The sequence below is a fragment of the Labrys sp. 22185 genome, from assembly GCF_052045555.1.
Taxonomy (GTDB): Bacteria; Pseudomonadota; Alphaproteobacteria; order Rhizobiales; family Labraceae; genus Labrys; species Labrys neptuniae.
Genome location: NZ_JBQEPH010000002.1, coordinates 368,807 through 381,675, shown reverse-complemented (window position 1 = coordinate 381,675; position 12,869 = coordinate 368,807). Strand labels below are relative to the sequence as shown.

13 protein-coding genes are annotated in these 12,869 nt (G+C 64.0%); 7 read left to right on the top strand and 6 right to left on the bottom strand.

Annotation, left to right across the window (positions count from 1 at the left end):
- Positions 1-12 precede the first annotated feature (12 nt).
- The gene (locus tag ACTJKX_RS06320; RefSeq protein ID WP_440724720.1) at positions 13-612 is read left to right on the top strand and encodes a YdeI/OmpD-associated family protein; all 600 of its coding nucleotides are present in this window, start codon (positions 13-15) and stop codon (positions 610-612) included.
- Between the two features lie 31 nt (positions 613-643).
- Here ACTJKX_RS06320 and ACTJKX_RS06315 read toward each other — a convergent pair whose 3' ends face one another.
- From ACTJKX_RS06315 to ACTJKX_RS06305, 3 genes are all read right to left on the bottom strand, one after another.
- Positions 644-1,426 (bottom strand): APH(3') family aminoglycoside O-phosphotransferase, encoded by a 783-nt coding sequence (locus ACTJKX_RS06315; protein WP_440724719.1) that lies wholly within the window; start codon positions 1,424-1,426, stop codon positions 644-646.
- Positions 1,427-1,522: 96 nt separating this feature from the next.
- The gene (locus ACTJKX_RS06310) at positions 1,523-2,713 is read right to left on the bottom strand and encodes an amidohydrolase family protein (RefSeq protein ID WP_440724718.1); all 1,191 of its coding nucleotides are present in this window, start codon (positions 2,711-2,713) and stop codon (positions 1,523-1,525) included.
- A complete protein-coding gene (locus ACTJKX_RS06305) occupies positions 2,713-3,753 on the bottom strand; it encodes a questin oxidase family protein (protein ID WP_440724717.1) in 1,041 nt (346 codons plus the stop codon). Before ACTJKX_RS06305 ends, ACTJKX_RS06310 begins: the two co-directional genes overlap by 1 nt.
- A 286-nt stretch (positions 3,754-4,039) precedes the next feature.
- Between ACTJKX_RS06305 and ACTJKX_RS06300 the strand changes: the two genes are divergently transcribed.
- The 6 genes from ACTJKX_RS06300 to ACTJKX_RS06275 all read left to right on the top strand — a co-directional run bounded on the left by ACTJKX_RS06300 (position 4,040) and on the right by ACTJKX_RS06275 (position 9,921).
- A complete protein-coding gene (locus ACTJKX_RS06300) occupies positions 4,040-5,314 on the top strand; it encodes an ABC transporter substrate-binding protein (protein WP_440724716.1) in 1,275 nt (424 codons plus the stop codon).
- 300 nt (positions 5,315-5,614) lie between these two features.
- Positions 5,615-6,502, top strand: a complete 888-nt coding sequence (locus ACTJKX_RS06295) for a carbohydrate ABC transporter permease (protein ID WP_394309459.1) — start codon at positions 5,615-5,617, stop codon at positions 6,500-6,502.
- Positions 6,495-7,319, top strand: coding sequence for a carbohydrate ABC transporter permease (locus tag ACTJKX_RS06290; protein ID WP_149255099.1), 825 nt, complete (start codon positions 6,495-6,497; stop codon positions 7,317-7,319). Before ACTJKX_RS06295 ends, ACTJKX_RS06290 begins: the two co-directional genes overlap by 8 nt.
- A 10-nt stretch (positions 7,320-7,329) precedes the next feature.
- Positions 7,330-8,499, top strand: a complete 1,170-nt coding sequence (locus ACTJKX_RS06285; protein WP_440724715.1) for an ABC transporter ATP-binding protein — start codon at positions 7,330-7,332, stop codon at positions 8,497-8,499.
- 216 nt (positions 8,500-8,715) lie between these two features.
- Positions 8,716-9,426 (top strand): riboflavin synthase subunit alpha, encoded by a 711-nt coding sequence (locus tag ACTJKX_RS06280; protein WP_311938278.1) that lies wholly within the window; start codon positions 8,716-8,718, stop codon positions 9,424-9,426.
- 18 nt (positions 9,427-9,444) lie between these two features.
- Positions 9,445-9,921, top strand: coding sequence for a DUF4279 domain-containing protein (locus ACTJKX_RS06275; protein ID WP_440724714.1), 477 nt, complete (start codon positions 9,445-9,447; stop codon positions 9,919-9,921).
- A gap of 17 nt (positions 9,922-9,938) precedes the next feature.
- On the opposite strand, the gene ACTJKX_RS06270 is transcribed toward ACTJKX_RS06275, so the two are convergent.
- From ACTJKX_RS06270 to bioD, 3 genes are read right to left on the bottom strand one after another with little or no spacing between them, the layout of a single operon-like run.
- Complete coding sequence (locus tag ACTJKX_RS06270) at positions 9,939-10,931, bottom strand: beta-ketoacyl-ACP synthase III (RefSeq protein WP_440724713.1); 993 nt, start codon at positions 10,929-10,931, stop codon at positions 9,939-9,941.
- Positions 10,928-12,205: an adenosylmethionine--8-amino-7-oxononanoate transaminase gene (locus ACTJKX_RS06265; RefSeq protein WP_440724712.1), complete on the bottom strand. Its 1,278-nt coding sequence runs from the start codon at positions 12,203-12,205 to the stop codon at positions 10,928-10,930. The genes ACTJKX_RS06270 and ACTJKX_RS06265 overlap by 4 nt, the downstream gene beginning before the upstream one ends.
- Positions 12,199-12,855: a dethiobiotin synthase gene (gene bioD / locus ACTJKX_RS06260; protein ID WP_394309120.1), complete on the bottom strand. Its 657-nt coding sequence runs from the start codon at positions 12,853-12,855 to the stop codon at positions 12,199-12,201. The genes ACTJKX_RS06265 and bioD overlap by 7 nt, the downstream gene beginning before the upstream one ends.
- Positions 12,856-12,869: the final 14 nt, after the last annotated feature.

The following is a 12,869-nucleotide window of genomic DNA, read 5'->3' as shown; positions in this document are numbered from 1 at the left end:
CAAGGAACCCTGATGCCGCCCGTTATCGTCGATCCCGCCAAGGTTCGTGAATTCGCCGATGCCGAGAGCTTCTACACCTGGCTCCGCGACCATCACGACAGCCAAAGCGAAGTCTGGATCAAGATCCACAAGGTGGGTTCGGGCCTCGCCTCGATCACGCCCAAGCAGGCGATCGACGTCGTGCTCTGCTGGGGCTGGATCGATGCGGTGCGCAAGGGCTTCGATGAGCGCAGCTTCCTGCAACGCTACACGCCGCGCGGGCGCAAGAGTATCTGGAGCCGCATCAATGTCGACAATGTTGCCCGGCTGGTCGCCGAAGGGCGCATGACCGAACACGGGTTGAAGCAGGTGGAGGCGGCCAAGGCGGACGGCCGCTGGGATCGGGCCTATGAGAGCGGCAAGGACCTGAAGATTCCACACGATCTCCAGGCTGCGATCGAGGCCGAGCCGGAGGCGCTGCAGATGCTGGCAATGCTCAGCGCACAGAACCGCTTCGCATTGGCCTTTCGCATGCACAACACCAAGAGCGAGGCAGGGCGGAAGAAGAAGATCGTGGCCTTCGTCGCCATGCTCAAGCGCGGCGAGACGATCTATCCGCAGTCGAGGAAATGAGGCGGCAGCGCCCTGCGTACACCGCCGCGGTTCAGAAGAACTCGTCCAGCAGAAGATAGAAGGCCATGCGCTCCGGATCCGGCACGATGCCGTAGCGGGCGAGAAAACGCTCGACCTGGGTTGGCCCGAAGTGATCGCCGATGCTGCGCGTCGCGAGCGCCAGGTCCTGGTGGCGATCGGCGAGCCCAGCCCGGGCACAATCGATGAAGCCGGAAAAGACCTCCTTGTCCGCCAGCAGGTTCTCCAGCGTCGCATCGCCATGCGTGACGACAAGGTCTTCCTGGCGCGGTCGCAGGGGCGACAGTTCGGCGAAGACATCGGCTGCGGTCTGGCCGGCGCGCTCCTCATCGAAATCCCCCTCGTCGACGAGGCCAGCCTTGAGCCGCGCTTCGGCCAAGGCGATGCGGCTGTCGGCGCTGTGGTCGAACAGACAACCGGTCCTGTCGAGAGCATGCAGATGCCGCAGGGCGTCGGCGGCGATGTCGACCACCCGTTCCGGGGCAAGACCGGCCTGGGACGACAGGATCGTGCCTGAAATGGCACTCATCAGCAGCCAGTGTCGGCCGTCATGCCGGGTCTCCGCCAGGCGTTTCGGGCATGGGATGCCGCGGGCGCCCAGCCAGTCCAGGCGCGGTCCTTCATCCGGCAATTCAGCGAGCGGTGACAGTTCCTCGGTCTTGGCGAACAGATCCGGTCTGTCCGGCGCTTCGAGGCGAAAGACGCCTGCACCGGAGGCTCCGATCGACTGGGCCTTCCAACCATAGCCTGCCAGATCGCGGCGCCAGTCGGCGGGCAGGTTCAGCGCTGATTCCATTGACGGTATCGTCCAGGTTCCATCAGGCGCCGGCAAGCCGGCTCTTGTCACTCTGGCCCGATTCCCTGGACGGAAAGAAGGCGGCCCGATGCGAACTCAAGCGGGCAGTGCCTCGGCGACGACGCCATTTTCGGCAGCCACCACGCCGCCTCGCAGCACGAGCTTGCGGGGCGGGCGATTGATCACGGCTTCCTCGGCACTCGGCGTGTCGATGACGACGAGATCGGCCGGCGCGCCGGGCACCAGGCCATAGCCAGTGATGCCGAGCGCCCTAGCCGGTTCAACGGTAGCAAGGTCGAGTGCCAGGCGCAAATCGTCATTGGCGTAGAATTCCTGCCTGGAAGCGACGATGGCGGCACGATCGAGCATGTCGCCATTGCCGAAGGGCGACCAGCAGTCGCGAATATTGTCGGACGCGGCGAAGAGGGTGACACCATGGCGGCGCAGCGCCTTTACCGGCGGCACCGGCACGGCGGCCGGGCTCGATGTCATGATCGCCACGCCGGCTCGGGCCAGGGCGTCTGCCGTTCTGGCGAAGCTCTCGGGAGACTGGTCACCAAGGGAAAAAGCGTGGCTCACCACCACGCGCCCCTGCAGGCCGAGGGCTTCGGTGCGGCTGGCGATATCGCGCAACTCGGCGCCACCGGTTTCGCCGCCATCATGCAGATGGATGTCGATACCCTTGCCGTGTTTCTCGGCGAGGGCGAAGACGATGTCGAGCTGGCCCGGGACATCATGGTCGAAGCCCTCGGGATCGAGGCCACCGATCAGGTCCGCACCTGCGGCGAGGGCAGCATCGAGCAGATCGGGGGCGCCGGGCTCGCTCACGACGCCGCTCTGGGGAAAGGCGACGATCTCGATGTCGACCCAAGGCCTCCAGCGTTCCCGAACGGCGAGCAGGGCCTCCAGATTGGCGAGCTTCACGTCATTGTCGATATCGACATGGCTGCGCACCCGAGTGGTACCGTTGGCGACGAGGCGACGGAGGAGGTTGGTGGCACGCGCTTCGACGGGCAGGGGCACGGCATGGCGGGCGACACGCTCGGCGGCGATGCGCTCGCGCACGCTTTCCCCCGGCACATGCGGCACCAGCGGCGCGCCCATATGGGTCTTGTCGAGGTGGATATGGCCATCGATGAAGGCCGGAAGCAGCAGAGCGCCGGCAAGATCGCGCCGATCCAGATCGGCGGCCGGAAGCCCGGGCGCGGTGATCGAGGCAATCAGGCCGTCGACGATATGGACATCCGCCCGGCGTCCGTCGGGCAGGGTAGCATTGGCAAGCAGCATCAGATGAGTCCGAGACGTTTGGCAGCAACATATTTGTAGAGCGGATCGCGATAAAGCTTGAATTCCTCGGAAGCCGAGAAGGTGAGGCTGAGATCGTGCTCGTCGTCATGCCTGACGGCCTCGGCAAAGATCTCCGGCCAATCCGGCACTTTCTGTCGGCGCCATTCTTCCACCTGCTCGGCCGCCGGAATGTCGGGAAAGCCGATCTTGGGAATGAGCGAGGCGATGGCCTGCCAGAAGCGCCGCATCGGCACGGCCGGATCGGGCGAACGCGGCGCCATCATGCGCAGCCAATGGGTGCCGGTGAGGGCATGCAGGAGGGAAAAGTCTCCCGTCGCGGCAAAGAGCGCCAGCGACAGGCGGGCGAAACGGTCCATGGTATCGGGGCCGATGGCCAGCATGTCATGGACGGGCGCGAATTCCGGCTTGGCCGCGACCGCGCGCATATTGTGCCAGAGCAGGTCGCATTCGGTGACGATATGGCGGAAGGAGGAAGGCCCGTACATATAGGCCAGCACGCCGAGCGGATCGTCTGTCGAAGCTGACGCGCCTTGGCCTGTACCGAGATCGAGATAGGTCGCCGCCCAATAGGCGAGCGCAATGGCGGTTTCCTCGTCATTGTCCGTCCAGGTCGCATAGGCCATGCGCATGAAGGCATGCATGGCGCTGGCGGCAAAGCCGTCGAACAGGAGCGGCAGATAGAGCCTGGCGGTCGGCGTGGCGCCGAGCCGCCCGACTTCCGCCTGAAAGAAGGTGCGGTAATCGCCTTCCCGTTCGCGGTCACCGAGAAAGTCGCGCCAGTTCTCGCGGCTGATCGCCCCCTTGGGCTCCGGCACGGGAACGAGGCCGTTCTGGACACGGTAGATTTCGCAGAACTCTTCCAGCCTCCGGTCGTCAGCGCCCATGCGCTGCATGGCGACCAGGATCATCGGCAGGTGATTGGCGAGCATATAGGGGAATTCGGCACTCCATTGCTGTGACCAGCCGATGGAGCGCGCGAGCGCATCGCCCTTGCTGCCCGCTTCTCGTGGTGCCGACATCGAACCCTCCCCATCCGGTCCTGGTTTGCTGGCGCGGCGAAGCTCTTCGTTCCTTCCGGCCACAGTGGTGAAACTACTCCGTCCGTGCGGGGCAGAAAAGGGCCACCCGCAACAAACCAAACAAAATTATGTAATAATTTGTTCGATATTGCGAGGATACAGGGCTTGCCTTTTGTTAAGTTGCAAAAAAATGTTTGAGTGTGCTCGAATTTCTCACATTCTGATTGCGCGTAAAAAATGCAATGATAGCCTCCCGGTTGCGAGGGTGTAACGGAGGGGACCCACGATGAACATGACGGCAAAATGCCGCTCACTCATGCTGGCAGGATTCCTGGTGTTTGCGGGAGCGGCGCAGGCCCAGGAGCGTTTCGACGGCGTCACGCTCAGCCTGGCATCGCAGAACGACCAGTTCGCGGTGATCCTGGCCGCGATGGCGCCGGATTTCGAGAAGGCGACCGGCGCCAAGGTCAATGTCGAGATCCTGAGCTATCCCGAACTCTTGACCAAGATCACGGCCGACTATGTCGGCCATACCAAGGGCTACGACATCGCCACCACCGATATCGTCTGGTCGGGACAGTTCGCGGAAGCCGGCTACACCGTCGACCTGACCGACTGGATCAAGCGCGATGCCGCCGAGATCAAGGTGGACGACATCTATCCCAGCCTGATGCAGGGACTGGGCGGCTACAAGGGCAAGCAGGTCGCCTTTCCCTTCGCGGGCTATGCCAATGTCCTGGCCTATCGCAAGGACCTCTACGAGGCCGCCGGCCTGAAGCCGCCCGCGACCATGGAAGACTACATCGCCGATGCCATCAAGCTGACCGACCCGGCCAAGAAGACCTATGGTTTCGTGGCCAATGGCCAGAAGGGGCCGGCGGTGGCGCAGGACTGGATGCAATATAATTTCCAGCTCGGCGGTTCGATCCTCGGTGCTGATGGCAAGCCGACGCTCAATTCGGCGGCGAACGTCCAAAGCGTGGTCGACTACAAGAAGCTGTTCGACAAGGCAGCTCCTCCCGGTGCGGCCGACTATGACTGGGGCGCGCGCGAGGAGAGCTTCCGCCAGGGCATGGCCGCCAACATGCAGACCTGGTCGATCGGCGCCGCCGGCTACGACAATCCGGAAATTTCCAAGGTCGTCGGCAAGGTCGGCATCATGCTGACCCCGGCCCGCGCCGGCAAGCAACCGGAATACGGCATCGGCGGCTGGGGGCTCGGCATCAACGCCGATATCGACAAGCGCAAGCAGGAGGCGGCCTGGGCCTTCATCAAATGGATCACCAGTCCGGCGGTGCACAAGGAGTTCAATCTGCGCGGCGCCGGCAGCTATCTGCGCAAGAGCGAGATGACGGACAAGGACCTTCTGGCGAAGTTCCCCTTCCTTCCCGTGCTCGCCACCTCCTTCGAACATGGCAATGTCGATTTCCGGCCACGCATTCCGCAATATCCGGAATTGCAGGACCTGATCGGCTCGGCCGTCAATGGCGTGCTGGTCGGCAATGCCGATCCGAAGGCGGCGCTGGACGAGGCGCAGGCCCAGGCTGAAAAGCTGTTCTGAGAGAGGCGAGGCGTCCTGGGATCGCAGGAGTTCTGGGATCGCAGGAGTTCTGGGATCGCAGGAGACCTCGCCTGCATCTTCCCATCCTGCGAGCGCCGCGGCGCAAAGAGCAGGCGAGGACGTCTGCGGTCCCAGGAAAACCTTCTGCTGGCCCGATGCAAGCATAGTTGCGCGGCCCTTGTGGCTGCGCGACCATGCCGGCCTATCCATTCGCCGCCGATTCCGGAGAGTTCGAACTTGGAAAGTCACTCATCGCGCCTCGCCGGAAGCGCCGTCGCGGCCAAGGCGCGGCCCCGACGCCTGTCCTATGCGCGCAAGCGCCAGCTCTTCCTGATCCTGCTGGCGGCTCCCGCCATACTCTATGTGCTGGCAATCGCCGTCTGGCCGATGGCTCAGGGGATTTTCTACTCCTTCGAGGAATACAGCCTGGTCCGCCCGGCGGGCCGCCATTTCGTCGGGCTCGACAATTACGTCGCCCTGTGGAGCGACAAGACCGCCCGCCAGGCGCTGATCAACACCTTCATCTTCACCATCGGCGCCGTCTCCATCGAGTTCGTCTTCGGCCTCGGCATCGCCTTGCTGCTCTGGCGCGACGACTTGTTCAATCGCATCGCCCTCGGCCTGTTGCTGATCCCTGCGACGGTGACGCCCCTGGTCGTCGGGCTGATCTTCAAGGCCATGCTCAATGCCGACTATGGCGTGCTCGGCTATTTCCTGGCCGAAGCCGGCATTTCAGGGCCACGAGGCCTGCTCGCCGATCCACTGCTCGCCTTGCCGACCCTGATCGCCGTCGATGTCTGGGAATGGACGCCGCTGATGGCGCTGATCCTGCTGGCTGGGCTGAAGTCCCTGCCGACTGATATTCTCGAGGCGGCACAGGTCGACGGCGCCACCAGCGCGCAACGCTTCGCCCTGATCATCCTGCCGCTCCTATTGCCGGCCGCCTTCCTGGCCCTGGTGCTGAGGATGATGGATGCCTTCCGCGTTTTCGACATCATCTATGTCAGCACCAGCGGCGGGCCCGGCGATGCCACCACTACGTTGATGATCCACGGCGTCAAGCAGGGGCTGGAGTTCTTCAATATCGGCCGGGCATCGGCCGTCAGCAATCTGATCACCATCTGCATCGGCATGATGGCGGCGCTGTTCATCTTCGTGGTCAGGCCGGCGAGGAACCGCAATGCTTAGAACCGCCGCCGACAGGGGATTGTGGGCACGGCGCGCAGCCCTGATCGTCATCCTCGTCATCGCTCTTTTTCCAATCCTGTGGCTGTTTTCGACGGCCTACAAGCCGGCGAGGGACATCTTCACCACGCCGCCGCAGCTCTTCTTCGAGCCGACCTTCGCGAATTTCGAAAACGTCTTCCGGCTTTTCGACCTGTGGTCCCTGGTGAAATCGAGCCTGATCATCTCGATCGGCTCGACGCTGCTGTCGCTGCTTCTCGGCGTTCCCGCCGGCTACGCCCTGGCCCGATCCAAGAATCCGAAAGCCGTGTGGCTGGCCTATTTCTTCCTGGCCATCCGCACCGTGCCGCCGGTCGCGACGCTGATCCCCTTCTATCTGATGATGCGCGACATCGGCCTGCTCGGCACCTGGTGGGCGGTGATCCTGCTCAACACAGCCCTGAACAGCGCCTTCGTGGTGTGGATGATGTTCTCCTATTTCCGCGCCTCGCCGGTGTCGATCGAGGAGGCGGCTCTGACCGACGGCAGCAATGACTGGAACACCTTCCTGTTCACGGCCCTGCCGTCCGTGGTGCCCGGCATTATCGCCAGCGCTATCTTCTGCATCATGTTCTCCTGGAACGACTTCCTCTATTCGATGTTCCTGACGCGGGCCGACAGCAAGCCGATCTCGGTGGCGCTGCTCTCGGCCTATGGCACCAAGGACATTTCCTGGGGCACGCTCGGCGCGCTGGCGCACTTCTCCACCCTTCCCATCGTCTTGATGATGATCCTGCTCAATCGCTATTTCGTGCAGGGCCTGACCAAGTCGGCCCATTAAAGGTTCCATCATGGCCGCGATCAGCTTTTCAAAGGTCAGCAAAGCCTATGCCGATGGGCACCTGGCCGTGAACAAACTCGATCTCGACATCGCCGATGGCGAGTTCCTGGTGCTGGTCGGACCCTCCGGCTGCGGCAAGTCCACGGCCCTGCGCATGATCGCGGGCTTGGAGACCATTACCGGCGGCACGCTCTCGATCGGCGCGGAGGTTGCCAACGACCTGTCGCCGCGCGAACGCAATGTGGCGATGATCTTCCAGAGCTATGCGCTCTATCCGCATCTTTCCGTCGCCGACAATGTCGGCTTTGCCCTCAAGGTGCGCGGCGAGAAACGCGAGGTGATCGCGGAGAAGGTCAAGGCTGCCGCCGAGATGCTCGAGCTGGACAAGCTGCTCACCCGCCGTCCCGGGCAACTGTCCGGCGGCCAGCGCCAGCGCGTCGCCATGGGGCGGGCGATCGTGCGTGAGCCTGCTGCCTTCCTGATGGACGAACCGCTGTCCAACCTCGATGCCCGCCTGCGCGGCCAGATGCGTGCCGAGATCGCCCGCCTGCAGCGGGCGAGCGGAGTGACCACGGTCTATGTGACGCATGACCAGGTCGAGGCGATGACCATGGGCGATCGCGTGGCCGTGATGAATGGCGGCGTGCTGCAGCAATTGGCGCCGCCCCGCGAGCTCTACGACCGCCCGGTCAACCTGTTCGTCGCCACCTTCATCGGCGCGCCGCCGATCAATTTGCTGCCCGGCCGGTTGCGCCGGGGCGGGCAGGGGATGGAAGTCGCCCTGCCGGGCCTCGTCCTGCCATTGCCGGCCGCTTTCGTGGAGGAAAGACCCGCCCTCGGGGTCCAGGGCGACCGCGAGGTGATCGTCGGCATTCGCCCCGAGAACCTGTTCCTCACCGAAGGCGACGCCGAAGCGCTTTCCGCCCGCGTCGCCTTTCAGGAGGATCTGGGCGCGAGCCTGCTTGTCCATGTCGACCTTGTCGATCCCGCAGCGAATGCCCAGCAGAAGCGGGCAGGGCTGGACGAATTGGACGAAGGCGCCCCGGCTGTAATCTCCACCCGCATGCGCATCAGCGCGCCCGTCAGCGCGAGGCGCAAGGCCGGCGATACCGTCAAAATCCGGATCCAGGTCGACAGCCTGCATTTCTTCGATCCGGCAAGCCAGCTGGCGATACGCTGACGGAATGGGAGACATCTTCACAAGGCGCCGCCGCTTGGCGACTTTCCCAACCATGCCTATCTATGATTTAAGCTCATCGTTGCGAACGCAGCGAAGCAATCCGGCTCTGTGGTTTGCGGCTTCTGGATTGCTTCGCCGCGCTCGCAATGACGAAAAGCCGCCCGCCGGGCGGCAATACATCACTCGGCCTCCGGCTTCATTGACAGGACTTCTCCTTTGTTCACAGGCATCATTCAGGGCGTCGCCAATATCGACGCCGTCAAGGACCATGACGGCCTGCGCACCTTCACGCTGCGCTTTCCCGAGGGCTTCAGCGAAGGTCTCGCCATCGGCGCGAGCGTCTCGGTGGACGGCGTCTGCCTGACCGTAACCGAGTTGGTCTCGGCGCAGACGGCGACCTTCGACGTCATGCTGCAGAGCCTGAAGATCACCACCCTGGCCGACTATGTCGCCGGCGATCGCGTGAATGTCGAGCGGGCCGCCAAGGATGGCGCCGAGATCGGCGGCCATCCGATTTCGGGCCATGTCGATTTCTCCACCGCCATCGACTCCGTCGGCACTTCGGAAGGCAACAAGGTCATCCGCATCGCCATCCCGCCGGATTTCGCGCGCTACGTCTTCGCCAAGGGCTACATCGCCATCAACGGCGCCAGCCTGACCGTGTCTGAGGTCGACAAGAAGGAAGGCTGGTTCGAAGTCTGGCTCATCCCCGAAACCCGCCGCATGACAGTGTTCGAGGACAAGCGCGCCGGCGACCGCCTCAATATCGAGATCGAGCGCGACACCCAGGTGGTTGTCGATACCGTGCGCGATGCCGTCCAGGAGAGCCTGGGGCGCCTGCAGCCTGTGCTGGAAGCCCTGCTCGCGGAAAAGGGCCTCAACCTCGAGGACTTCGTGCAGGTTCCGCGCCAGATCGGCAAGAGCTGAGGCTCGAAGGGATCTGCAATGTCAAATGTCGTGCCGTTCGGTAGAAGGAAACTGGGCGGCGCGGGATCTGAGGGAAAGTCACAAAGACGATTCGAGCTCCAACTTTTCATCAAACATCCAAGTATCGATCCAGCGGAAATTACGGCAGCGATCGGCCTTGAACCAAAATTTCAGCATAGAGCCGGAGATCCTCGTACCTCCCCCAAGGGCGAGCGTCTGCGGAGCCTCTATCCGAACACGAGTTGGCGCTATAGCGAGCGACATCATGTCGAAAAGCAATGGTTTGCCAGTCGTGTCGATGACCTGATCGATCGCCTTCTTCCCCACAAAGCCCTTCTGCTTAGCCTTAGGGAAAGCGGCGGCAAGACATGGATCATCGTCGAGTTTCTTGGCGATGGTTATTTCGGCGACGAAATTCCGCTGCGGACATTGGCTAAATTGGTCGAGCTTGGCCTGGATTTCGGTATCGAGGTCTTCGCTGTTCCTCAAAACTGAAGCTTTCGCAGCCGTCATCACCCCATGCCCAGCACCACGGCGCCCCCGGTCATGCCGGCGCCGGCCGCGGAAAGCAGCAGCTTTTCGCCCGGCCTGAACGGCTCGGCTTGACTGGCGAGCGACAACGACAGCGCTATCGTGGCCGCCGAGGAATTGCCGTAATCCTTGATGCTACGCACGGTTTTTGCTGCATCGAGCCCGAGTTCGGCCGAGACCGCATCGAAGATGCGCGCATTGGCCTGATGGGGCACGAAACGATCGATGTCCGCGGCCGTCAGCTCCGCGCGGGCCATCGCCCGTTCGGCGCAGCCGCTCATCATACGCACGGCCTGCGAGAACACCGCCTTGCCGCCGCGCATGGTCATCAGGAAATCCTGGGCGGCGATATCGGGCGCGAAGGGGCGGTTGCTGCCGCCAGCCGGGATGGAAATCAGGTCGTATTGGCTGCCATCGGAGGCAAGGTCGACACCGAGGAGGCCGGTCTCCTCGTCGCGCGAGGGGCCGAGCAAGAGGGCTCCTGCCGCATCGGAGAACACCACGGCGCTGGCGCGCTCATGAGGATTGATGCGGCGGCTGAGGATGTTGGCGGCAACCACCAGCACGGCCTTTTCCTGGGTGCGCACGAAGCCGTCCGCCAAAGTGAGGGCGTAGAGGAAGCCCGAGCAGGCGCCGGCGAGGTCGACGGCTCCCGCTTTCGGCAACGCTAGCCGGTGTGCCAGCAGAGGCGCCGAGGGCGGCAGCAGATGATCGGGCGTCGAGGTTGCGAGCAGGACGAGCCCCACCGCATCGGGCGCAATGCCGGCATCCGCCAGGGCTGCGGCACCGGCCTCGGCCGCAAGGCCGCTCAGCGTGTCCCCGGCGCCAGCCCAATGGCGATGGCGGATGCCCGTCCGCCGCTCGATCCAGCCGGCCTCGAGGCCGAGGCTCGCCTCGATCTCGGCATTGCCGACCCGACGTTCCGGGACGCGATGGCCGAAGCCGAGCACGCGGCTCGAACGGCAGCGGGTCATCGGCCGGCGCCGGCGACCAGGTCCACCGCCTCGTCGATGGTCGCATAGGCGCGGTCGAGATCATCCGGCGTGACGCAATAGGGCATCATCAGATAGATCACATTGCCGAGCGGGCGGATGAGCAGGCTGCGGGCCTTGAAGAAGGTGCGCAGCCGCGGCCCCGCATCGGAAAGATAACCGCCGGAGGGCACGGCGATCTCCATGACCGCGATGGTGCCGCATTGCCGGAGGTCGGCGAAACGCGGATCGCTGCGGAACCGGTCGAGGCGGCGGCCGTGTCCGGCCGCCAGGGTGGCGATACGTTCGGCAACCGGCTCCGAACGCCAGATGTCGAGATTGGAGCAGGCGGCCGCGCAGGCAATGGGATTGGCGGTATAGGAACTGGAGTGGAAGAAGGTGCGGCTGCGGTCATCCGACAGGTGCGCCTCGAAGATCTCCGACGTGCACAGGGTTGCCGCAAGCGGCACGGCACCGCCGGTAAGCCCCTTGGATAGGCACATTATGTCGGGCGTGATTCCGGCCTGCTCGCAGGCGAACAAGGAGCCGGTGCGCCCCCAGCCCGTCATCACCTCATCGGCGATCAGGAGGACGCCATGGGTCTCCGCGATCCGCTTCAGTTCGGTGAGAATCCAGGGCGCGTAGATGCGCATGCCTCCGGCACCCAACACCAAAGGTTCGATCAACAGGGCAGCGATGTCGCCCTGCCGGCAGAGGTGTTCGAAGGTATCGAGCGTGCGCTGTTCCTGCCCGGCGGCAGGAAAGGGCAGGCTATCGACCGAGAACAGCAAGGGGCCATAGGCCGCATTGAAGACACCGCGTTCACCGGCCGACATCGTGCCGATGGTGTCGCCGTGATAGCTGTGCTCCATCACCACGATGCGGGAACGGGGCGTGCCGCGATTGTGGAAGAAGCCGAGCGCCATCTTCAGGGCGACCTCGACCGCGGTCGAGCCACTGTCGGAATAGAAGACATGGGCGAGGCCTGAGGGCGCGAGTTCGATCAAGCCCCTGGCGAGCGTCTCGGCCGGCTCATGCGTATAGTCGGCAAAGATGATCTGGTCGAAGCGTTCGCTGGCCTCCCGGATCGCCTGCATGATGGCGGGATGCCGGTGGCCATGGGTGATCACCCACCAGGAGGAGATCGCATCGAGCACCGCCTGCCCGTCCTCCTCATAGAGGAAGGCACCTTCCGTGCGGGCGATCCGGCGCGTCACCGGATCGAGCTGATGCTGGGTGAAGGGATGCCAGACTGGCGAGGGCAGGGATTTCAGCATGAGGCAAGCCCCTTCTTGATAGTGGATAGGTCGATCCACTTCCGGAAGCCGGCATGCAGGCCATCGGCGGTGAGGGGATCGAGTTTTGGCAGCCGACCCAGGCTCCGGACATCGCCGATCTCGGCGATGACGGACTGACTGTCAGGCTGCTCGTCGCCGATGAAGACGATGCCGAGGATGGGAATGCCCCGGCGGCGCAGGGCTTCGAGCGACAGCAGCGTGTGGTTGATGGTGCCGAGCGCCGTGCGGGCACAGAGGATCGCCGGATAGCGCCAGCGCGCGAAGACGTCGGCGAACACGATCCGGCGCGTCAGCGGAACCAGCAGCCCACCGGCGCCCTCTATGACGAGAGGGTCGGCGACCGGCGGCGGATTGAGCATATCGGGATGGAGTTCCACACCGTCGATGGCAGCCGAGAGATGCGGCGAAGCCGGCGTGGCGAGCCGGTAGGTTTCGGGCAGGATGCGGTTCGATGGGAGCCTGCCCAGGCGCTGCACCGTCTCGCTGTCGGTCTCCTCGTCGAGGCCCGATTGCACCGGCTTCCAGTAGCTGGCATCGAGCGCATGGGCGAGAGCGGCTGAGAACACGGTCTTGCCGATGCCGGTGTCGGTGCCGGTGACGACGATGCGCGGATGAGCTTTACCGATCATGGCGCAGCCCCTGG

What these genes read in the sequence shown, in the direction of transcription:
- ACTJKX_RS06305 (WP_440724717.1), bottom strand. Translation starts at nt 3,753, where the DNA reads ATGTCGGCACCACGAGAAGCGGGCAGCAAGGGCGATGCGCTCGCGCGC.
- ACTJKX_RS06315 (WP_440724719.1), bottom strand. Translation starts at nt 1,426, where the DNA reads ATGGAATCAGCGCTGAACCTGCCCGCCGACTGGCGCCGCGATCTGGCA.
- ACTJKX_RS06300 (WP_440724716.1), top strand. Translation starts at nt 4,040, where the DNA reads ATGAACATGACGGCAAAATGCCGCTCACTCATGCTGGCAGGATTCCTG.
- ACTJKX_RS06275 (WP_440724714.1), top strand. Translation starts at nt 9,445, where the DNA reads ATGTCAAATGTCGTGCCGTTCGGTAGAAGGAAACTGGGCGGCGCGGGA.
- bioD (WP_394309120.1), bottom strand. Translation starts at nt 12,855, where the DNA reads ATGATCGGTAAAGCTCATCCGCGCATCGTCGTCACCGGCACCGACACC.
- ACTJKX_RS06285 (WP_440724715.1), top strand. Translation starts at nt 7,330, where the DNA reads ATGGCCGCGATCAGCTTTTCAAAGGTCAGCAAAGCCTATGCCGATGGG.
- ACTJKX_RS06290 (WP_149255099.1), top strand. Translation starts at nt 6,495, where the DNA reads ATGCTTAGAACCGCCGCCGACAGGGGATTGTGGGCACGGCGCGCAGCC.
- ACTJKX_RS06320 (WP_440724720.1), top strand. Translation starts at nt 13, where the DNA reads ATGCCGCCCGTTATCGTCGATCCCGCCAAGGTTCGTGAATTCGCCGAT.
- ACTJKX_RS06270 (WP_440724713.1), bottom strand. Translation starts at nt 10,931, where the DNA reads ATGACCCGCTGCCGTTCGAGCCGCGTGCTCGGCTTCGGCCATCGCGTC.
- ACTJKX_RS06265 (WP_440724712.1), bottom strand. Translation starts at nt 12,205, where the DNA reads ATGCTGAAATCCCTGCCCTCGCCAGTCTGGCATCCCTTCACCCAGCAT.
- ACTJKX_RS06310 (WP_440724718.1), bottom strand. Translation starts at nt 2,713, where the DNA reads ATGCTGCTTGCCAATGCTACCCTGCCCGACGGACGCCGGGCGGATGTC.